Source organism: Pontibacillus salipaludis (assembly GCF_014642405.1).
GTDB classification, from domain to species: Bacteria; Bacillota; Bacilli; order Bacillales; family BH030062; genus Pontibacillus; species Pontibacillus salipaludis.
Window position 1 is genome coordinate 31,166 of the sequence record NZ_BMIN01000018.1, and the last position, 19,850, is coordinate 51,015.

17 protein-coding genes are annotated in these 19,850 nt (G+C 41.8%); 13 read left to right on the plus strand and 4 right to left on the minus strand.

Annotated features, from left to right (window positions below; translation table 11 throughout):
• Positions 1–131: 131 nt before the first annotated feature.
• Positions 132–485, plus strand: coding sequence for a hypothetical protein (locus IEW76_RS16485; protein ID WP_188655528.1), 354 nt, complete (start codon positions 132–134; stop codon positions 483–485).
• Between the two features lie 302 nt (positions 486–787).
• Here IEW76_RS16485 and IEW76_RS16490 read toward each other — a convergent pair whose 3' ends face one another.
• Positions 788–2,338: a multicopper oxidase family protein gene (locus IEW76_RS16490; RefSeq protein ID WP_188655572.1), complete on the minus strand. Its 1,551-nt coding sequence runs from the start codon at positions 2,336–2,338 to the stop codon at positions 788–790.
• 501 nt (positions 2,339–2,839) lie between these two features.
• On the opposite strand from IEW76_RS16490, the gene IEW76_RS16495 reads away from it, so the two are divergent.
• The 8 genes from IEW76_RS16495 (at position 2,840) to IEW76_RS16530 (ending at position 11,086) form a co-directional block, all read left to right on the plus strand.
• A complete protein-coding gene (locus IEW76_RS16495; RefSeq protein ID WP_188655529.1) occupies positions 2,840–3,691 on the plus strand; it encodes a DegV family protein in 852 nt (283 codons plus the stop codon).
• An 80-nt stretch (positions 3,692–3,771) separates the two neighbouring features.
• Positions 3,772–4,140 (plus strand): hypothetical protein, encoded by a 369-nt coding sequence (locus IEW76_RS16500; protein ID WP_188655530.1) that lies wholly within the window; start codon positions 3,772–3,774, stop codon positions 4,138–4,140.
• Between the two features lie 325 nt (positions 4,141–4,465).
• Positions 4,466–5,827 (plus strand): sodium/glutamate symporter, encoded by a 1,362-nt coding sequence (locus IEW76_RS16505; protein ID WP_188655531.1) that lies wholly within the window; start codon positions 4,466–4,468, stop codon positions 5,825–5,827.
• 20 nt (positions 5,828–5,847) lie between these two features.
• Positions 5,848–6,558, plus strand: a complete 711-nt coding sequence (locus IEW76_RS16510) for a FadR/GntR family transcriptional regulator (protein WP_188655532.1) — start codon at positions 5,848–5,850, stop codon at positions 6,556–6,558.
• Positions 6,559–6,578: 20 nt separating this feature from the next.
• Positions 6,579–7,478 (plus strand): alpha/beta hydrolase, encoded by a 900-nt coding sequence (locus IEW76_RS16515; protein WP_188655533.1) that lies wholly within the window; start codon positions 6,579–6,581, stop codon positions 7,476–7,478.
• A complete protein-coding gene (locus tag IEW76_RS16520) occupies positions 7,462–8,364 on the plus strand; it encodes a DUF6282 family protein (protein WP_188655534.1) in 903 nt (300 codons plus the stop codon). The genes IEW76_RS16515 and IEW76_RS16520 overlap by 17 nt, the downstream gene beginning before the upstream one ends.
• 39 nt (positions 8,365–8,403) lie before the next feature.
• A complete protein-coding gene (locus IEW76_RS16525; RefSeq protein ID WP_188655573.1) occupies positions 8,404–9,795 on the plus strand; it encodes an FAD-binding oxidoreductase in 1,392 nt (463 codons plus the stop codon).
• Complete coding sequence (locus IEW76_RS16530) at positions 9,788–11,086, plus strand: (Fe-S)-binding protein (protein ID WP_188655535.1); 1,299 nt, start codon at positions 9,788–9,790, stop codon at positions 11,084–11,086. Before IEW76_RS16525 ends, IEW76_RS16530 begins: the two co-directional genes overlap by 8 nt.
• A gap of 137 nt (positions 11,087–11,223) precedes the next feature.
• Here IEW76_RS16530 and IEW76_RS16535 read toward each other — a convergent pair whose 3' ends face one another.
• The 3 genes from IEW76_RS16535 to aceB all read right to left on the minus strand — a co-directional run bounded on the left by IEW76_RS16535 (position 11,224) and on the right by aceB (position 14,398).
• Positions 11,224–11,382, minus strand: coding sequence for a DUF1540 domain-containing protein (locus IEW76_RS16535; RefSeq protein ID WP_084599722.1), 159 nt, complete (start codon positions 11,380–11,382; stop codon positions 11,224–11,226).
• Positions 11,383–11,513: 131 nt separating this feature from the next.
• Entirely contained in the window at positions 11,514–12,791 is a 1,278-nt protein-coding gene (gene aceA / locus IEW76_RS16540) for an isocitrate lyase (RefSeq protein ID WP_188655536.1), read from the minus strand.
• Positions 12,792–12,805: 14 nt separating this feature from the next.
• Positions 12,806–14,398 (minus strand): malate synthase A, encoded by a 1,593-nt coding sequence (gene aceB, locus IEW76_RS16545; protein WP_373286012.1) that lies wholly within the window; start codon positions 14,396–14,398, stop codon positions 12,806–12,808.
• A 460-nt stretch (positions 14,399–14,858) separates the two neighbouring features.
• Between aceB and IEW76_RS16550 the strand changes: the two genes are divergently transcribed.
• The 4 genes from IEW76_RS16550 to adhE all read left to right on the plus strand — a co-directional run bounded on the left by IEW76_RS16550 (position 14,859) and on the right by adhE (position 19,783).
• Positions 14,859–16,067, plus strand: a complete 1,209-nt coding sequence (locus tag IEW76_RS16550) for a processed acidic surface protein (protein ID WP_188655537.1) — start codon at positions 14,859–14,861, stop codon at positions 16,065–16,067.
• Positions 16,054–16,683, plus strand: a complete 630-nt coding sequence (gene srtD / locus IEW76_RS16555; RefSeq protein WP_188655538.1) for a class D sortase, LPxTATN-specific — start codon at positions 16,054–16,056, stop codon at positions 16,681–16,683. Before IEW76_RS16550 ends, srtD begins: the two co-directional genes overlap by 14 nt.
• Before the next feature lie 203 nt (positions 16,684–16,886).
• Positions 16,887–17,114, plus strand: coding sequence for a hypothetical protein (locus tag IEW76_RS16560; protein WP_188655539.1), 228 nt, complete (start codon positions 16,887–16,889; stop codon positions 17,112–17,114).
• 65 nt (positions 17,115–17,179) lie between these two features.
• The gene (gene adhE, locus IEW76_RS16565) at positions 17,180–19,783 is read left to right on the plus strand and encodes a bifunctional acetaldehyde-CoA/alcohol dehydrogenase (RefSeq protein ID WP_188655540.1); all 2,604 of its coding nucleotides are present in this window, start codon (positions 17,180–17,182) and stop codon (positions 19,781–19,783) included.
• The last annotated feature ends 67 nt before the right edge of the window (positions 19,784–19,850 follow it).

The following is a 19,850-nucleotide window of genomic DNA, read 5'->3' on the forward strand; positions in this document are numbered from 1 at the left end:
GATGGTATTGAAACGTTCTTCTCTTAAAGCTAATACATTATCGGATAATGAGAAAAAATCTCTAATGTAGGGGTTTTCTTCATTTGAATTGTTAGTTATAGTATCGACCACATAGTAAGTGGGGTGAAACCATGAGTGATTATTTAGTTAAGCAACTGACCGATAAGATTGTACGTGCTTTACCCAAGGAAAAGAAAGACATCTACAACTATGTGATGAGAATGGAAGATGACATTGAAAAAGAAGTTGCCACTTCAGCGGAGTTTCTGGATTATCTAAGAAGTGAAGCTCCTCATAAGCTGGCAGCGGAACATTTTGAACTCACACTTTCTGAACTTTTACAAATTATGAAAGACGTGGAGATCGATATTGACCAGCAATTAACTTCAATGATGAACGAAGTCAAATGGGTAGATTGCACGGATTTTTTCTATTCTGCATCAAAAAAGAATCAGAAAGTGTTTTACGTATCGTTACCAAAGTAATGATCTAGTGTCTTATTTTAAAAACCCTTACTTGATCAAACGTTTGATCAAGTAAGGGTTTTTTGCGTGAAAGAGGTCCTTAACAAGGGAGGTCTATTCTGTTTAAGGCTTCTGTGACCTTTTGATGGTATGGGTAGCTTAAAAGGTCATAGATCACGTGCTTCTCTTACGTTTTGGTTTGTTTGATCAAAGAAAACGTCACAGAAGGGGGTTATCTGTGACTGTTGGAGACCAAAACACTAGCAAAATGTCATCGATTGCTTTGATCTCTTACCTTTTTAAGCTTTAAGTTTAGCGACATGTCAGAGAGGGACGATGTACCTGTCCCCATGGCCCACAATGTAATAAGGGCGCATCATTTCATAATCTTCATGTTCAAGGATATGGCAATGCCATACAAAAAGGCCTGGATAGGGGCCGAATGTCATGATGATCCGTGTGATCTCATGTGGGTTGGCGCGTACGGTGTCTTTCCAACCTCGCTCGTTTAAATCGGGAAGGGTGCGTGGGCCAGTAGGGACGATTCTTCCGTCTTTTTTATAGATGTCAGCATCGAAAGGCTGGCGATCGACTATTTGAAATTGTACAAGGTGCAAATGGATCGGGTGAGTGGCGTTTGAAATATTGATGAGTGTCCATATTTCCGTGTTGCCTAGGGAGGGTATTTCTGAAACCGAATCTGCCCACACCCGATTATCTAACAAGTGGATCTCACGTCCATATGGATCAGGCCTCATATTGAGGAGTAAGTTCCGATTTTTCTGGTAGGTCAGGAGCTTAGGAATAGCGGCTAAATGAGCTGGAATCGAACTTGTGTCCGGACATGTAAGAGGTTTGTTTACTCGAAATTCCATCACGGGCCCTTCTGGATTAGGGTCTCCAGGAGGGAAAGGTGGCTCGGGATTATTCTCCATAACAATGGATTGTTGAAAGCCATTTGAGAAGTCGATGATTACATCTGCCCGCTCGGCAGGGGCAAGTAGGAGTTCAGGAACGAGAATGGGCTGTTCTAACAATCCTTGATCTGTACCTATTTGAATAAAGGAAAGCCCATTGGAAAGGGATAATCGATAGATTCGAGCATTCGATCCATTTAAGATGCGGAACCGATAGCGTCTAGGTTCAACATTCATAAATGGCCACACCTTACCGTTAACCAAAACGGTATCCCCTAAAAACTCTGGTACCACGGAAGGATTCACATTAGGCACAGGGGGATTCGGTTGAGATGGGTAGTAAAGGCTGCCATCAGGGTTAAAAGAACGGTCTTGAATGAGTAATGGAAGATCATAAGGGGCTTTGGGAAGGTTGAGATAAGTTTCTGCTGGATCATGAATGATGTACATACCCGCGAGACCGGCGTATATATTCAGGCGGGTAATCCCCACGGCGTGATCATGATACCACAAAGTAGTGCCTTGTTGACGATTGGGATACGTGTATAGTTGGTGTGTGAAATAAGGGCCGACTTCTTGAAAGCCATTTGTAAACCAAGCTTCAGGATAACCGTCACTGGTGTCAGGTGTTATCCCTCCATGAAGATGGACGACGGTACGGACCTCAGGCACATCATTCCCTGCACCATGAACAGTGGTATCAATAGGAAGGAAATGTTTCTTGGGAAGTTCATTTTTCCATAATACATGGACCGTTTGATTTCTTTGCACATGGAAAGTAGGGCCTGGGTATTGGCCATTATATCCCCAAACCTTAGTCGGGGGGAGATCCCGGTGTAGCTTTTGATAGGTCTCTCTCATCGTTACTTCATAAAAGGGTGCTTGATGATAAGAACGAATAGGAAGAATCTCGTCTATTATCGGGAGTTCATCTACAAACTTTTCGAGCATTAGCATCTCTCCTAACATACATAACGTTCTTCTTCTAACGTATTAAGAGGAGAGGCGAATTAACCCACTAAATTACATGTTTCATTTCTTTAAGAAGCACTAGAACCGTCCCCACGCTTCACTTGATCAAACGTTTGATCAAATAAGGGTTTTTTGCGTGAAAGAGGTTCTTAACAGGGGGGATCTATTCTGTTTAAGGCTTCTGTGACCTTTTGGAGGTGTGGAGAGGTCAAAAGGTCATAGATCACGTCTTTCTCTTACATTTTGGTCCGTATAATCAAAGAAAATGTCACAGATGGGGCTTGTCTCTGACTGTTTAAGGCCAAAACACTAGCAAAATGTCATCGATTGCTTTGATCACTTACCTTTTTAAGCTTTAAGTTTAGCGTAATGTCAGAGAGGGACGATGTACCTGTCCCCATGGCCCACGAATCCGGTTATCTCATGTATAATAAATACATAATGTAGGAAGAGTGAACCAGTACTATAATCCAAGGGGGACAAAGAATGAGAAGGATCATCTTATCAACCGAAAGCGGTGCCGACTTGCCAAGGGATTTAGCTGAAACGTACGATGTTCAAGTAGTGCCCATGCACATTATCATGGACGGCGAAGATTATTTAGACGGTGAGCTTCCGGTCCAGGATATTTATGACTACTACGAACGGACGAAGAAGATTCCCTCTACGACCTCCACCAATGCTCACGAGTACGAAGAGTTCTTCACCAATATAAGAGAGAAATTCCCGGATTGCATCATTGTACATATAGGATATACATCAAAAGCGTCTTCTTCTTTTCAAAACGCTGTTATTGCAGCGGAAGAATTTGAAGACATGTACCTCATTGATGCTCTGAACGTTACGGGAGGATTAGCTGCGATTGTATTGTACGCCGCTAACGTATTAGAAGAAGAACCTGACATTGAACCGGAACAGTTAGTTGAAAAAATAGAAGCCGTTGTTCCTAAATCAAGGCTTTCTTTCATACCAGGCAGTCTTGAGTTTCTAAAAGCGGGAGGACGAGTCAGCAATATGGCCTCTTTGATTGGAACACTCTTAAAAATAAAGCCATGCATAGAGTTGAAGGATGGAAAGCTTATGTCCACTAAAAAGTACCGTGGGAAAATGAGTGGAGCTACGGAAAAACTCTTTCATGATTACCTAAAAGAATTCAACATCGATCGAAAGCAACTGTATTTTATCTACTCCATAGGGCTTGATGAAAAGATCAAGCAGCGGATGGAAGAGGTCGCCAAAGAGAACGGATTCGAAAATGTGAGATGGATTCAAGCGGGCGGTATGATTTCGACCCATTCTGGACCCGGGGGATTTGGGGTAGCGGGATTAGAGCAGTAGTATAAGGCGGACTGCATGAACACGACGGTGTATATAACAAGAAGAGACGATCCTCTTTTTAAATGCTTGGGGGAGTTGTGATGAAACTGGTCGTAGGTGTGACCCTTATTATGATGAGTATGGTTCATATCATTTATGGTGAAAAAATGCAGGTGGATGAATTAAAGAAATTAAAGGCTAGCCCTCTATTAATTGGCTCTTTTAGGGTCATGTCCTTACAAGGTGGGATGATTCTATTTACAGTGGGTGTCGTGGAAGTTTTAACTTTTTACAGTCTAGTTGTCTTAACGGGGGTTGCAGCCTTTATACCATTAGGAATTCTTTGTTTGAATGTACTATCAGTTTTTATCGTTTCTTTCATTAAACACCAAGAATTAATCAGAGCTGTAATTCCTCAACTTCTCATTTTTTTGATCATCATAACCCTTGAATTGCTGACTGTTATATAACTTTCATAGTGGATTTAGATCAGTCGCTATCCTTATACATTCCCTAGCCAAAATGTGAAGCTGGGTCTGAAAAGATAACAAGAACCGCCTCTCTAGTTACGATGAACTAGGGAGGCGGTTCTTATTTTGCTTAACAGGGTAATCTGTTTTGATTCGATAAGGAAAAAGACTAGCCGCTAGAATGAAGTAAGGGAAAGAAACTAGGAGAAATTAACTTTTCTGAATTTTTTAAAATTTATTCTTTACACGGTTTATTATCGTATTGTATAGTTATCATACAAATTATGATAGCGCTTTCTTATAAAACATTCGGGGAGGAATGAAGGTGTCAGCATGGGAGTTAGCCATTGATGTTGGATTGATTTCGGTTTTATTGTTATTTGGTGTCATATTACGAGCGAAGGTGCAATTCGTACAAAAGTTATTCATTCCAGCTAGTATCATTGCTGGGATATTGGGGTTAACTTTAGGGCCTAATGGTTTTGATTTGCTTCCTTTTTCTGATCTTGTCAGTGCTTATCCTACAGTCTTAATTGCTGTGATTTTTGGTGCTATTCCAATAGGGGCTGCCAAAGTAAATTGGAAACAAACTTTTGGGCGCGTGAGAAACATGTGGGTGTACTCAATGCTCCTGACCATGCTTATGTGGGGCGGGGGAGCAATGATTACGTACATACTTTTAGCAAATGTTTGGGATATTCCGGTCGGTTTTGGCTTGATCCTAGGAGCAGGTTTCCTTGGAGGACATGGTACAGCGGCTGCAGTAGGAGAAGCTTTTAGTGGCCTTGGTTGGGAAGAGGCCACGGCACTTGGCTACACATCGGCTACCATCGGCTTGATTTGCGCTATTCTCGGCGGACTTTTGCTCGTTAAGATGAACGCGCGGAATAACCAAACGAATTTCATTTCAGACTTTGAAGATTTACCAAATGAGCTACGTACTGGTCTAGTTCCTCATAAGAATCGTAAATCATCAGGGGATGATACAGTATCGAGTAATACGGTAGACCCTTTATTTTTTCACATTGCCATACTCGCTGTAGTTGTCATGCTCAGTTACTTTTTACAGACAGGCATTGAATCGCTCTTTCCACAAGTCAGCATTCCATTACTGAGTCTCTCATTTGTTGTTGGTTTAATTGTGCAATTGGTGTTGAATGCGACTAAAGCTAACGATTATGTGGACAAGCGGGTAATTGACCGTTTGAGCGGAACAGCAACAGACTTAATTGTAGCTTTTGGTATTACGTCTATTAATCTAGCTGTTGTGGCTGCTTATGCATGGCCCCTTTTAGCGTTATTTGTATTCGGTGTCATTTGGGCATATTGTATTTTCCGTTTTATTGCTCCGCGTGTCTTCCATCGGCATTGGTTTGAGAACGCCATCTTTGGCTGGGGTTGGAGTACTGGAACAGTTGCAATGGGAATTGCTCTATTAAGGATTGTGGATCCTAAGACCAAAAGTACTACGTTGGATGACTATGCTTTAGGATATGTTGGCATGGTACCTGTTGAGATTTTAATCATTACTTTCGGTCCTATTATGATGATGGGAGGGGCCGGCGGTATATTCTCTCTCATATTATTGGGCGCAAGTGCTGTACTCATATTCATTGCTTCGAAGTCAGGTTGGCTGACTTCTATTCAAGAGACGAGAAACTATAATAGAGACTCTAATGTCTCTTAATAGAGAGGAACGTAATTTTTATGAAAATAGAACGAAAAAAAGTGTCAATGCAGGTGTTCGATCGCATTAAGGAATACATTCACGAGGAGGATATGAAGCCTGGTGATCGGCTTCCTACAGAAAAACAACTATCAGAGATGTTCGGCGTCAGTCGTACTCCTGTACGAGAAGCATTAAGTGTATTAGAAGCAAGCGGGTTAACCGTTTCGAAGCAAGGAGGTGGCAGTATTGTCCAAGCGACTTCTCTTACAAATTTAATGGAACAAACACAGTTTGAATTTGTGGATACAGAAGAAGTTTTAAACTTACTAGAAACACGTATCATTCTAGAATCTGAAGCCGCTCGATTAGCTGCAGAACGTGGAACGGCTGAGGATAAAGCAGTCATTAAAGAAAAGCTAGATGAGATTCGTAGTTCCCAGAATAATAATCTTGTAGGGGATAAAGAGGATATTGCCTTTCACAATGCGATTGTACAGGCTGCTCATAACCCGATACTGCTTCACAGTGTGGAAAACATCGCGACTCTTTATGAAAAAGCTATTCGTTTTTCCCTTAAGAAAAATATGGGGATCTCTGAAAAGCGTGCCCAAGTATTAAGTGAACATGAACGGATCTATACAGCCATTCGCTTAGGCAATGGAGAGCAAGCTAGAGATGAAATGTATAAACATTTAAATAATGCGCGTAAGAAATTCAAACATTCATTTGACCAAGCATTGAATTCTTAATAAAAAGGGAGAGAGACAAAATGATTGAAAAATCCGTCCAGTTTTACAGTGAAGGGTATAAGCTACAAGGGGTACTATACTTGCCAGACGATTATGAAAGTAAGGGAAAACTACCAGCAATCATTGCCAATTCTGGTTATCAAGGTGTAAATGAATTCTATCCCAAGATGTTTGCCGAGGCGCTAACGCAAAAAGGGTATGTATGCTTTGGCTTTGATTATCGAGGCTTCGCTGATAGCGAGGGGGACCCTGCACGTGTCATTCTTGAAGAACAAGTAGCTGATATTCGTAATGCTTTAACCTTTTTACGTGCGCAGAGTGAAGTCGATCACGAGCGAATTGGCTTAATTGGATGGGGAATGGGCGGATCGAATGTTGTCCGTGTAGCGGAGAAAGAGGATGTAGCAGCTGTTGCTGCTCTAAATGGGTTTTATAATGGAGAGCGCTGGTTGAAGACGATTCATTCTTATGAAAACTGGTTGAAAGTATTAGAAGAAGTGTATGAAGACCGGGTGCGCCGTGTCACGACCGGAGACTCAAAACCTGCAGACCCGTTCTTACATTATCCGTTAGATCCGCCTACACGTGCATATGTAGAAAAAGAGTTGGCTTCTAGGAAAGGTTTTGGAGGGCGCACACGTGTTCAATTCACAGATTCGATTCTGGAGCTAGATACAGAAGCAGCTGCTAAGAATTTAGGTGATACTCCATTATTTGTAGCGCATGGAAAGAATAATGTTCTCCATCCGATTGAAGAATCTGTATCTCTATACAATAGTGTGTCGTCTCCGAAGGTTTATTACGAAATAAACGGAATGCATAATGATTTCATGTATAGCGATCACCCTGAGTTTCAAGCATTGGTAGAAGAACTTCACCTGTTTTTTGGAGAGGTATTTAGTTATGAATTATCGAAGTGATGTACAAGACCAATATCATCCATTACTAAAGGGAGCTTATGAACTTCATGTTCATAGCTCTCCTAGTGCTTTTCCGAGAAAACAGACAGATTGGGAACTGGTAACGGAAGCTAGAGAAGCTGGGATGGAAGGGTTAGTGATTAAAGCTCATGAAGGAGCCACCTTTGGTCGAGCTGCTCTTATTCGCCAACAAATGCCGGACATGCAAGTGTATGGAGGTTTGGTTTGTAACCTTTTTACAGGTGGGCTTTCTCCTCATGCTGTTGACATGGCGTTACGTATGGGGGCTAAGGTAATCTGGATGCCTACTATTTCGGCAGAACAGCATGCCAAATATTTTGCTGAAAACCAGCAGGAACGATTTTTTAATAGTAAAACCTCTTTGGATGATTCTAATTCCAATTTAACGATCCTAAATGAGCATGAAGAAATAAGAGATGAAGTAAAGCGAATCCTTTATTTGATAGCTTCCTATGATGCCATCCTTGCTACTGGTCACCTTTCGCCTTACGAAGTAGATATCTTGGTGGAAGAGGCACGGGCAATTGGAGTTGAGCGGATTTTGATTCAACATGCTGATTTAGGAATTGCCCAGATTCCAATGGATTTGCAAAAGAAATTAGCGGATCAAGGGTGTTATATTGAGAAGTGTTTATTAGCTTGTGGGGAAGACTTTAATAACATTACGATTCCTCAGATGGCTGAATCTATTAAAACCCTGGGATCGGATTCATGTATTCTAGTCACGGACTACGGGCAGCCTCATAATCCAACACCGGTAAAGGGAATGAGCGAGTTTGTCACTGAACTTATAAATGAAGGAATAACTGAAGATATGGTAAGAGAAATGATCACAACGAATCCTAAATCGTTATTATTTGGGTGATATGTGGAAGGGAAGGAGCGCAAATAAGTGAGTAATTGGATGGAAGCTCTAAAAGAGGAAATACCAGATCATCAAATAATGACTGAAATTGCAGATCGATATAGTTATAGCTTTGATGCTTCCTTCGGTGAACATCTTCCTGACGTGGCCATTCAAGCTAAAAGTAAGAAGGAAGTTGTACATATCGTTAAAGTAGCTAATAAATATCAAATCCCTATTTATCCCCGTGGGCAGGGGACATGTTTAAGCGGGGGGCCACTGCCAGTCTATGGAGGGATTGTACTTGATCTCTCCCAATGGCCTGAAAAAATCGATGTAAGTGCTGACGATTTGACGGTTAAAGTATCCCCTAGCGTTCTTACTGCCCGCATAAACGAAGAAGCTGAGAAGCATGGACTCATGTATGCACCAGATCCAAGTAGCGCCCATGTAGCTACAATAGGAGGTAATCTTGCCGAAAATTCAGGAGGGCCACGTGGTCTGAAATATGGTGTGACGAAAGATTTCGTATTAGGCCTTGAGCTTGTGACTCCTGAAGGGGAAGTCATTCAGACGGGTGGACAGACGATTAAGAATGTCACAGGGTTTGACCTGACGAAACTGATTGTCGGTTCTGAAGGAACGCTTGGAGTTATCACAGAAGCTACATTGAAACTTGTACCGAAACCTGCAGGTGTCCAAACCATCATGGTTGAGTTTACCGATGTCCAGACTGCTGGAAAGGCAATATCGCGCACATTGACTTCCGGTATTCTACCTTCAAAAATGGAGTTTATGGATCAAGCTTGTATCCGAGCAGTTGAAAACTTCAAACCATCAGGCTTGCCTATTGATGCAGAAGCGATTGTAATCATTGAGTTAGACGGCCACCCAGAAGCTCTTAAAGTTGAAACGAAGTTGGTTGAAGGAATTATGCAAGAAATTGGAGCTTCTAATGTCAGTATCCCTGCAACAAGCGAAGAAGCCACGAAGATCTGGCAAGCAAGGAAACAGGTCTCTCCTGCAATTGCTAAAATCAAGCCGACAAAGGTATCGGAGGACGCAACCGTACCACGAAGTAAAATTCCTGAAATGATGGATCGTCTCCATATGATTAAAGAAAAGTACCAGGTGGAGGTGGTTGTATTCGGCCATGCTGGTGACGGCAACCTCCATCCTAATATTTTATGCGATAAGCGGGATCAAGAAGAAATGGCTCGTGTCGAGCAAGCCGTTGAAGAGATCTTTCAGGCAGCCATTGATCTTGGTGGGACATTGTCAGGAGAACATGGAATCGGTACGATGAAAGCTCCCTTTATGGAACATGAGCTTGGAGCTGTAGGATTGGAAATGATGAAACGGATAAAGGATAGCTGGGATCCAAATGGTATCATGAATCCAGGGAAGATCTTCCCTGAGAAAGGTCAAAAGCTGGTGTTACGAAATGAGTGAGCTTCAAGCCCTACAACAGAAAATCAACTACGATAAGACGTTTGATTGTGTCCAGTGTGGTTATTGTCTACCAGCTTGTCCAACCTATGAAACGATGGAAAGAGAGACTCATTCTCCAAGAGGACGTATTAATCTGGTTAAAATGGTTGCTGAAGGTAAAGCGTCGGTACAAGATCTGGAGAAACCTATTGAAAAGTGTCTAGGGTGTATGGCTTGTACGACCGTTTGCCCAACGAATGTCCAATACGGGGAGATATTAGAAGGGGCAAAAGAAGTAATCGAAGATCATCAAATCAAATCCACTTCCAGAAAGAAAATAGAAGATTTTCTTTTCGGCTCCTTCTTCCCCTCCGGAAAGTGGATGAACACGCTTGGCAACTTAACATGGTTTTATCAAAAGACCGGCATCCAAGCTCTTGCCAATAAATCACGTCTGACAAAGTTGGCACCACTTCATTTGGATAAATTTGAACAAGTGATTCCTCAGCAGCCATCTCCTAAAGAGCGTTCAAAACGGGCGAAGCGCTATAAACGAAAGAGACCTGCGCACGCTAAAGTAGCCTTCTTTACAGGATGCGTGATGGACAGTGTATTCTTTGAAACAAATCAAAACACGATTGAATTGCTTTTGCGATTTGGTTTCGAAGTGGTGCTACCTGAACAGCAAACCTGTTGCGGTGCGCTACATGCACACTCTGGAAAGGTAAATGAGTCTGTAGAGTTAGCGAAGCGAAATATTAAGGCATTTGAGGAAGAAGAAATTGATTATATCGTCAACAACGCAGGAGGATGCGGGGCTCGAATGGTGGAGTATCATCATTTGTTTGAAGAAGGTACTACATGGCGGGAGCGAGCGGAACAATTTGTTTCTAAAGTTCGAGATATTTCAGAAGTCCTTGCAGAGGTAGATGACTTGGTCTTCAATAAATCTGTTGATCGAACCATAACCTATCAACCCTCTTGCCATATGACCAATGTTCAAAAAGTGAAAAATCCACCACTTCAGCTAATTAAAGATGTTCCTGGTATCACATTAAAAGAATTGGACCGTCCTGATTTTTGCTGCGGTTCAGCTGGTATTTATAACATCGTGAATTATGAAGATTCCATGGATGTATTAGATGTAAAAATGAAAGATGTGTGTGGGACCAATTCAGAATCGGTTATAACCACAAACCCAGGATGTTTGTTGCAGATGAAACTTGGAATAGAACGTGAGGGAGTTACACACACCATGGATGCTGTGCATTTAGTTGATCTTCTGTTGGAGGCTGATCCTCAACAAAAGTAAATTTTCCTTACACATCTTCCTAGTTCATTATGAAACACAATAGTTTAGAAAAAGACTATTTCCTTATTTGGGAAGTAGTCTTTTTTGAATATAAAGAAGAGTACTACAGGAGTTCCTGTTATTCTCTGGATGCTTAATTATGCTTCTATCGGTTCAAAAGTTTTGCAATCTGTTTCTTGTTGAGAAGAAGCGGTTTTGCCAGTTTCACTAATGATGAAAATGGACGTTGCACCACATTTTTCTCCACCTTCATTATGGACACAGTTTTTCACTTCACATAGTACGTCTAGAGCCAAGTCAATCACCTCCTAAAAGTTAGTTTTCTTCATAAAGACCCCTTTTACACGTGTTAATATTTGTACTCAAAAAAAGCCTTCCTTAAGAAAAGGGAGGCTTTTAGTATAGATACTTATTTCAAATGTATGTTCTAGTCTTTAAACTGCTCTTCCTCCGTAGATCCCTTCAACGCAACAGTAGAAGACGTCCCGCCAGAAATTACTTGAGCCACTTCATCAAAATACCCTGTTCCGACTTCACGCTGGTGGCGCGTAGCGGAATAGCCGTCCTTCTCGCTAGCAAATTCTGCTTGCTGGAGTTCGGAGTAGGCTTCCATGCCTCTTTCTTTGTATTCTCTTGAAAGTTCAAACATGCTGTGATTGAGAGCGTGGAATCCGGCTAGTGTGACGAATTGGAACTTGTAGCCCATCTTACTTAGTTCTTGCTGGAACTCAGCAATGGTGTCATCACTTAATTTCTTCTTCCAATTGAAAGAAGGGGAGCAGTTGTAAGCGAGCAGTTTACCAGGATACTGTTCATGGATCGCCTCTGCAAATTGTTTGGCTTCATCTAGATTTGGTTCAGAGGTTTCACACCATACTAAATCCGCATAAGGGGCATAGGAAAGCCCGCGTGCAATGGCTTGATCAAGCCCTGCGCGTGTTTTATAAAATCCTTCAGCTGTTCGTTCACCTGTGAGGAAGGGACCATCCGTTGGATCTATATCGCTCGTAATTAAGTCAGCAGCATTGGCGTCTGTACGTGCGATAATGACCGTCGGAACGCCCATTACGTCTGCAGCAAAGCGGGCAGAGATTAAATTTCGTACGGCGGTCTGAGTAGGGAGCAATACTTTCCCGCCAAGGTGCCCGCATTTCTTCTCTGAGGAAAGTTGGTCTTCAAAGTGAACAGCAGAGGCACCGGCCTCAATCATGCTTTTCATCAGTTCGAAAACGTTAAGCTGCCCTCCGAAACCCGCTTCTGCATCGGCAACAATGGGAGCAAACCAGTCTATATCGTTGTTTACTTCCATATGATGAATCTGATCCGCCCGTTGAAGCGCTTGATTAATACGCTTCACAACTTGAGGGACACTATTTGCAGGGTAAAGACTTTGGTCCGGATACATGTGACCAGAAAGGTTCGCATCCGCTGCTACTTGCCATCCGCTTAAGTAGATGGCCTTCAGTCCAGCTTTCACTTGCTGCATTGCCTGATTACCAGTCAGGGCACCGAGTGCATGAACGTAGTTCTCTTCATGTAATAAACGCCAAAGTTTCTTCGCTCCTTGGTCAGCAAGCGTGTACTCGATATCCATTGACCCTCTTAACTTAATAACATCTTCTGCTTCATATGGACGTGTCACATTTCCATAGCGGCTTTCGTCTTTCCAATCTTTCAATAGTTTTTCGATACGTTCGTTTGTCATCCCTGTAATCCCCCTTAAGGTAAGTGTTTATAAGCTTGGAGTGTTAAAAACTCAGCAAAATCGTCATCACGAATGAATTTCTCAAATAAGCGATCTGCTAGCTTATACGAACCATTCTTAAAAGTTTCTGATCCAACCTCTTGTTGAATAGCTAGTAATTCCTCCTGCTTCCATTGCTCCACTAATTCAAGCGTGACCTTTCTGCCGTCGTCTAAAATTCCTTTAGGGTGACGAATCCACTGCCACACCTGAGCACGGGAAATTTCTGCAGTTGCAGCGTCTTCCATAAGGTTATGGATAGGAGCAGCGCCTCGGCCTTCTAGCCATGAAGCTAGATAGTGAATACCGACATTGATATTCGTACGAACGCCTGCTTCTGTTATAGATCCTTCAGGTATTTCGAGTAAGTTCTCCTCTGTAACCTGAAGATTTGTAATTAGCCTGTTGATTTGGTTCGGTGTCCGCATGTGCTTGTTAAAGATATTCATAGCCGTTTGGACCATCGCAGGGTGAGCGACCCATGTGCCGTCATGGCCGTCATGTACTTCTCTTTGTTTATCAGCTTTCACTTTCTCAAAAGCTTCTTTGTTTCGCTGGTCGTCGTTTTTCACAGGGATTTGCGCTGCCATACCTCCAATGGCTGGTGCACCTCTTCTGTGGCAGGTCTGGATTGTTAGAAGAGAGTAGGCTCTCATAAACGGACTTGTCATGGTTACTTCAGAGCGATCAGGTAGGATAACGGATGGGTCATTTCGAAATTTCTTAAGGTAACTGAAGATGTAATCCCATCGCCCGCAGTTCAAACCAGCTGAATGTTCTTTTAGTTCATACAGAATTTCATCCATTTCAAAGGCGGCCAAGATCGTCTCTAATAAGACTGTTGCCTTAATGGTTCCGGTCGGGATATTTAATGCTTTTTGCGAAAATAAGAAGACATCATTCCAAAGTCTTGCTTCTAAATGGTTCTCAAGTTTCGGCAGGTAAAAGTAAGGGCCCGAGCCTTTCTCTATGAGCTGTTTGGCATTATGAAAGAAATAAAGTCCAAAATCGATTAAGCTAGCTGAAGCGGCTTCACCATTTAAGGTCATATGCTTTTCTTCAAGATGCCAGCCTCTTGGGCGGACCATAAGAGTGGCCGTGTCTTTTTTTAATTCATAGACTTTGCCTTTGTCATTTTGGAAAGAGATCGTTCCTCGAATGGCGTCTCTTAAGTTGATTTGTCCTTGTATTGTATTGGCCCAAGTTGGCGAATTGGCATCTTCAAAATCCGCCATAAAGACCTTGGCACCAGAATTCAGTCCGTTAATGACCATTTTTCGATCAACTGGTCCTGTTATTTCAACTCGACGATCCTGCAAATCATGAGGGAGGGGAGCAATGCGCCACTCTGTTTCTCTGATAGAGACAGAATCTTTAAGGAAAGATGGTTTCGTTCCTTGGTCTAATTGTTGTTGAAGCTTTTTCCGCTCTGTTAACAACTCCAATCTTCTCGTGTTAAAGCGATGATGAAGCTGTTCTAAGAAAGCTAAAGCATCTGGGGTCAAAACTTCAGCGAAGGAAGGAGAAACGTCTCCTTCCACCACCCAGTTATTCGTTTTCATTTCCACGTAATCGCCACCTTTTTTATAGATAATAAACAGTCTGATTCCTGATCTAACACAGGGGCTACAATGTTTACTCGTCTTTCTTAGATAGACAACGATCACATTCCATCATGTACGTATATACCTGTGATTTAACTTCTGTTCCACATTGGGGGCAAGAAACTGTACCTTTTTGATCTGACTTTTTCATGAATGATTCGCTCCTTTTATATAACAAAAAATAATTTTGTTAACTGTTATGGTACAGATTACGCAAGAGGGCTTGGTTGTGTAACCATTCCTTTTAAGTTTTTATATGAAGAATTTTAATATCACTCCAATATCCCTTGTTATGGAGGGGAAGTAAGAGGTTTCTGATAAAAATTTTAAGCGCATTCATTATGGAAAAATAAAGCTATCTTTTTTGAAGAAGTAGACTTATACTATTCTAGAAATTAACAATTGAATAGTAGGAGGAAAACTGGTGAGAGGTCTTTTATTAGTGGTGTTAGTCGGTTTTTTGGTTGCTTTGTTTCCTGCTGTAAGTTCTGCAGCACCTCATTCTGTTGAGGTGGATAGCTTAGTAGAAGAGTTGGGGTGGACGGTTCAGGATTTAGAGGAATATCTTGATTTTTACGATCTAAGTCTTGATGAATTTGAAGACATAGATGAACTTACCGAATTTCTAGGTGAGCCATTGACTGACGAAAATTTAAATGCACTGCTTGATGACTACGGCTTAAGTTTAGAGGAAGCTTCTCAATTATTAATGGAGAATGGAGAGTTGGAGGAGGGTCAACGCATTCTTGATGTCTATACTTTTTTAGATGACCTTGATATGGACCTCTCTTTTTACAATTTATCTCCTTTAACGGATGAGGCTCTTAAACAGCTCCTTGAAGAGTATGAATTAACTTACGAAGAACTTCTTGAGTTACTTGAACAAAATGATGATTCCATTGAAAACTATGAATATATCGATGATCTAGAGTTGGCGATATGGAATTACCTATATACGAATGAAGACATGGATTATGAAGATATAGAAGCTCTTTTTGCAGAATTAGGTCTAACTGAGGAAGAATTGGAGCGATTATTTAATCACTTCATTCAACTGGATTTTGAGGATTCAGCTAAGGTAGACAGGTTGGATCAGATTGCTACTCGAATGATGGCTTTTAGTGAGTTTGAGGTGGCGACACAGTTATCAGAAGAGCAAGTAGCGGAATTGCTCGATATATTCACGCAGTTGATGCAATTGCTAGAATTAGACCCCTCTTTTTACTTAGTAAAGGATGGAGAGAAGGAAGCCGTTTCGATTTCCTCGATTCTGAGGATGGCCTCATCAGATGGTTACGACTTGATGGTCGTACTCAATACGGCTAAGGGTGAGTTCCTCGCTGATATAGTGCTGACAGCAGATATGTTCAGTTCAGAGCTTATTAGGGACACCGGGAAGGATTTGGCACAGGTTGGGGAGTTAAAGAATCAAAGTGAAAGTAAGCCCCCTGAACCTGTAAAACCTCAGTCGCCAAAGTCTGGTACTGAAGGAGATCCGGTGGTCTTCCAAACGGAACGAGGGGGCAAACTGCCAGATACAGCTTCCTTTGCTGTAGAGAAAACAGCTATTGGACTTGCTGTAATGGGTTTAGGTTTGTTCATTTACCGCAGGTTCAAATATGAAAGGGAATAAAAAAGGCAGGAACTATCTAGCTTTGTGTGCATATGTAGTCTTGATGGCTGGTGGTTGGTGGCTCACAACAACGAATGTATACACTTTGGCCAAAGGGTACTTTCTCTTTAAATATAACGTTGCAGCTGAAGAGGAGATACAAGGAGATGTAAGTGTTGTCTCCCCTCAAATAGAAAGCAATGAAAAACCCTTATATTCAGAACGTCCAAAAGAGGGCGAGAGGATAGGCGATCTATATATTCCAAAATTGGATGCCACATTGCCTATCTATCACGGAACAGATGAAGATGAATTAGCCAAAGGTGTTGGGCATTTTGCAGGAAGTGTTCTACCTGGTGAAAAGGATAACTCCGTTCTTTCTGGGCACCGGGATACGGTGTTTCGAAGTCTAGGAAAAGTTGGTATGAATGATCTCCTCATGGTTACTACAGATGCTGGTAAATTCACCTATAAAGTAAGGAAAGTGCGGATCGTTGATGCGGAAGACCGAACGGTTATTGTACCAAAACCAGAGGCGACCTTAACAGTAACTACATGTTATCCATTTAATTTTATCGGATCTGCACCAGAAAGGTACATTCTAGTGGCAGATCTTAAAGAAGCTGACTATTATTAAACCAAAAGCCTTGCACCCTGGACGCCGGGAGCAAGGCTTTTTATTGTTAGAGATGATGTCTTCATGTACATGGATAGATGCCCGGTCATAGTGCTACAGAGAGCTAGAAAATTTTGTTCACAAATTTGTGAAATGTTTCACAAACTGTAAGCGCTGTCAGGTGATATGATGTATTCAACCAAAGAAAACAAGGAGTGATAACCATGATCCTCTGCGAATGGCAAGACTTCACCACTGATACTGAGACCTATACACTTGAGTTGTTTGAACAAAGTTTAGGAGATAAGTTTAAAGCAATGATGTTGGAGGATGGTCAAGAAATACCATCATATATCTGGACCACAAATCATGTTGTGATGATTAAACAAAACGCACGCATGTATAAAGATATTTCCTTTGTTAAGATTCCGCGTAACCCAGCTTGTGCTTAAGAAGTAGAAAGTCATTTTTTAAATAATCATGTGAAATGTTTCACAAACTAATGGGAGGGTTTAAAATGGCTGTTGAAGAAAAGCAATTAAAAGTTGAAAAAGCATCTAAAATGGTTGATGCATTAGTGGCGAATGGGAAAAAGGCTTTAGTGGGAATGAAGGAACTGAATCAGGAACAGATTGATTTCATTGTGAAGGAAATGGCTCTTGCTGGATTAGATCAACATATGCCTCTTGCTAAATTAGCGGTAGAAGAAACAAAGCGTGGCGTTTATGAAGATAAAATCATCAAAAACTTGTTTTCAACGGAATATATCTATCACAATATTAAATACGATAAAACGGTTGGCGTCATCAATGAATTAAGCGAAGAAGGTATGGTAGAAATTGCAGAACCAGTAGGAGTCATTGCGGGGGTTACACCTGTTACTAATCCAACATCGACCACGATGTTTAAAGCGATTACGTCGATTAAAACAGGGAACCCGATTATCTTTGCTTTCCACCCTTCTGCTCAGAAATGTAGTACAGAAGCAGCTAGAGTGGTCAGGGATGCAGCGGTTCGCGCGGGGGCACCGGAACACTGCGTGCAATGGATTGAGACGCCTTCTTTAGAGGCAACTCAGAAACTGATGACCCACGATGGCATCTCTCTTATTCTAGCAACAGGTGGAGCAGGTATGGTGAAGTCAGCCTATAGCTCAGGGAAGCCAGCTCTTGGTGTAGGACCTGGTAACGTTCCTTGTTACATTGAAAAGACAGCGAATCTAAAACGGTCGGTGAACGATTTAATCCTATCGAAAACGTTTGATAATGGAATGATTTGTGCATCTGAGCAAGCGGTGATTATTGATAAAGAGATCTATGAAGACGTTAAACAGGAAATGATTGATAACAAATGCTACTTCCTAAACCCAGAAGAACGAGCAAAAGTTGAAAAGCTTGTGATCAATGAGCATTCTTGTGCGGTTAACGCAGATATTGTAGGGAAGCCAGCCTTTGAAATCGCTCAAATGGCAGGGATTACGGTACCAAAAGATACTAAAATTCTAGTAGCCGAATTAAAAGGTGTCGGCCCTAATTACCCATTATCTAGGGAAAAGCTTAGCCCAGTGCTTGCTTGTTATAGAGCGAATTCTACTGAAGAAGGATTCAAACGAGCAGAAGAAATGCTTGAGTTTGGTGGATTAGGTCACTCCGCCGTTATCCATACAGAAGATCAGCAGGTCATTGATGCCTTTGGTCTACGAATGAAAGCAGGCCGTCTCATTGTGAATGCACCATCTTCTCAAGGTGCTATTGGAGATATCTATAATGCTTACATGCCTTCCCTAACACTAGGCTGTGGAACATATGGAGGGAACTCAGTGTCTACAAACGTAGGATCCGTTCACTTAATCAATGTTAAGAAAATGGCGAAGCGAACAAATAACATGCAGTGGTTTAAAATTCCGCCAAAGATTTATTTTGAGAAGAACTCCATTCAATATTTAGCGAAAATGCCTAAGATTTCAAGAGCCTTTATCGTTACCGATGAGGGCATGGTGAAGCTTGGGTATGTTGATAAAATCTTGCACTACTTACGGAAACGTCCAGATTACGTTCACTGTGAAATCTTCTCTGATGTAGAACCAGATCCATCTAGTGACACAGTCATGCGCGGGGCAGAAATGATGAAGCAGTTCCAGCCAGACGTCATCATTGCGCTAGGTGGGGGATCAGCAATGGATGCGGCTAAAGGAATGTGGCTTTTCTACGAACAACCTGATACAGATTTCAACGGATTGAAGCAGAAATTCATGGACATTCGTAAGCGTGTCTTCAAATATCCTGAACTAGGCTTACAAGCTCAATTTGTAGCCATTCCTACGACATCTGGAACAGGTTCAGAGGTGACATCCTTCTCTGTTATTACAGATAAAGAAGAGAATGTGAAATATCCGTTAGCTGATTATGAGTTAACACCTGATGTAGCGATTATCGATCCTCAGTTTGTCATGACCGTACCAAAAGTCGTTACGGCAGATACAGGCATGGATGTTCTGACACATGCAATTGAAGCTTACGTGTCTAATATGGCCAACGATTATACAGACGGGCTTGCAATGAAAGCTATTCAACTCGTGTTTGAGTATCTACCAAGAGCTTATCGCAATGGGGATAAGGATGAAGAAGCGCGTGAGAAAATGCATAATGCGTCAACGATTGCCGGAATGGCTTTTGCCAATGCATTCCTAGGTATTAACCACAGTTTGGCTCATAAATTAGGCGCTGAGTTCCACATTGCTCACGGTCGTTCTAATGCCATCCTTATGCCACACGTAATCCGTTACAATGCAACAAAACCAAATAAATTCACAGCATTTCCTAAGTATGAGCACTTCAAAGCTGATGTCCGTTATGCTGAAATCGCCCGTATGCTAGGATTACCAGCACGCACAACAGAAGAGGGTGTTGAGAGTTTAGTTCAAGCTATTATTCGTTTGGCACAGGAACTAAATATTCCAATGAGCATAGCTGAGAACGGAGTCGATGCCAAAGAATTTGAAGCTAAACTGGATTTGTTAGCAGACCGAGCGTTTGCAGATCAATGTACAACGGCGAATCCAAAACTTCCTCTCGTAACAGAGTTAGCAGAAGTTTATCGTCAGGCGTATAAAGGGGTCTAACCACGACCCGATAAAATAGCAAAGAACCCTAGGGAAAGTAACCTTAGGGTTCTTTGCTGTCGTTCGT

Excerpts from the sequence above, each read along its gene's own strand:
- IEW76_RS16510 (WP_188655532.1), top strand. The coding sequence starts at position 5,848 with ATGAAAATAGAACGAAAAAAAGTGTCAATGCAGGTGTTCGATCGCATT.
- IEW76_RS16490 (WP_188655572.1), bottom strand. The coding sequence starts at position 2,338 with ATGCTAATGCTCGAAAAGTTTGTAGATGAACTCCCGATAATAGACGAG.
- IEW76_RS16530 (WP_188655535.1), top strand. The coding sequence starts at position 9,788 with ATGAGTGAGCTTCAAGCCCTACAACAGAAAATCAACTACGATAAGACG.
- IEW76_RS16495 (WP_188655529.1), top strand. The coding sequence starts at position 2,840 with ATGAGAAGGATCATCTTATCAACCGAAAGCGGTGCCGACTTGCCAAGG.
- IEW76_RS16560 (WP_188655539.1), top strand. The coding sequence starts at position 16,887 with ATGATCCTCTGCGAATGGCAAGACTTCACCACTGATACTGAGACCTAT.
- IEW76_RS16500 (WP_188655530.1), top strand. The coding sequence starts at position 3,772 with ATGAAACTGGTCGTAGGTGTGACCCTTATTATGATGAGTATGGTTCAT.
- adhE (WP_188655540.1), top strand. The coding sequence starts at position 17,180 with ATGGCTGTTGAAGAAAAGCAATTAAAAGTTGAAAAAGCATCTAAAATG.
- IEW76_RS16525 (WP_188655573.1), top strand. The coding sequence starts at position 8,404 with ATGGAAGCTCTAAAAGAGGAAATACCAGATCATCAAATAATGACTGAA.
- IEW76_RS16485 (WP_188655528.1), top strand. The coding sequence starts at position 132 with ATGAGTGATTATTTAGTTAAGCAACTGACCGATAAGATTGTACGTGCT.
- IEW76_RS16520 (WP_188655534.1), top strand. The coding sequence starts at position 7,462 with ATGAATTATCGAAGTGATGTACAAGACCAATATCATCCATTACTAAAG.
- srtD (WP_188655538.1), top strand. The coding sequence starts at position 16,054 with ATGAAAGGGAATAAAAAAGGCAGGAACTATCTAGCTTTGTGTGCATAT.
- IEW76_RS16515 (WP_188655533.1), top strand. The coding sequence starts at position 6,579 with ATGATTGAAAAATCCGTCCAGTTTTACAGTGAAGGGTATAAGCTACAA.
- aceA (WP_188655536.1), bottom strand. The coding sequence starts at position 12,791 with ATGACAAACGAACGTATCGAAAAACTATTGAAAGATTGGAAAGACGAA.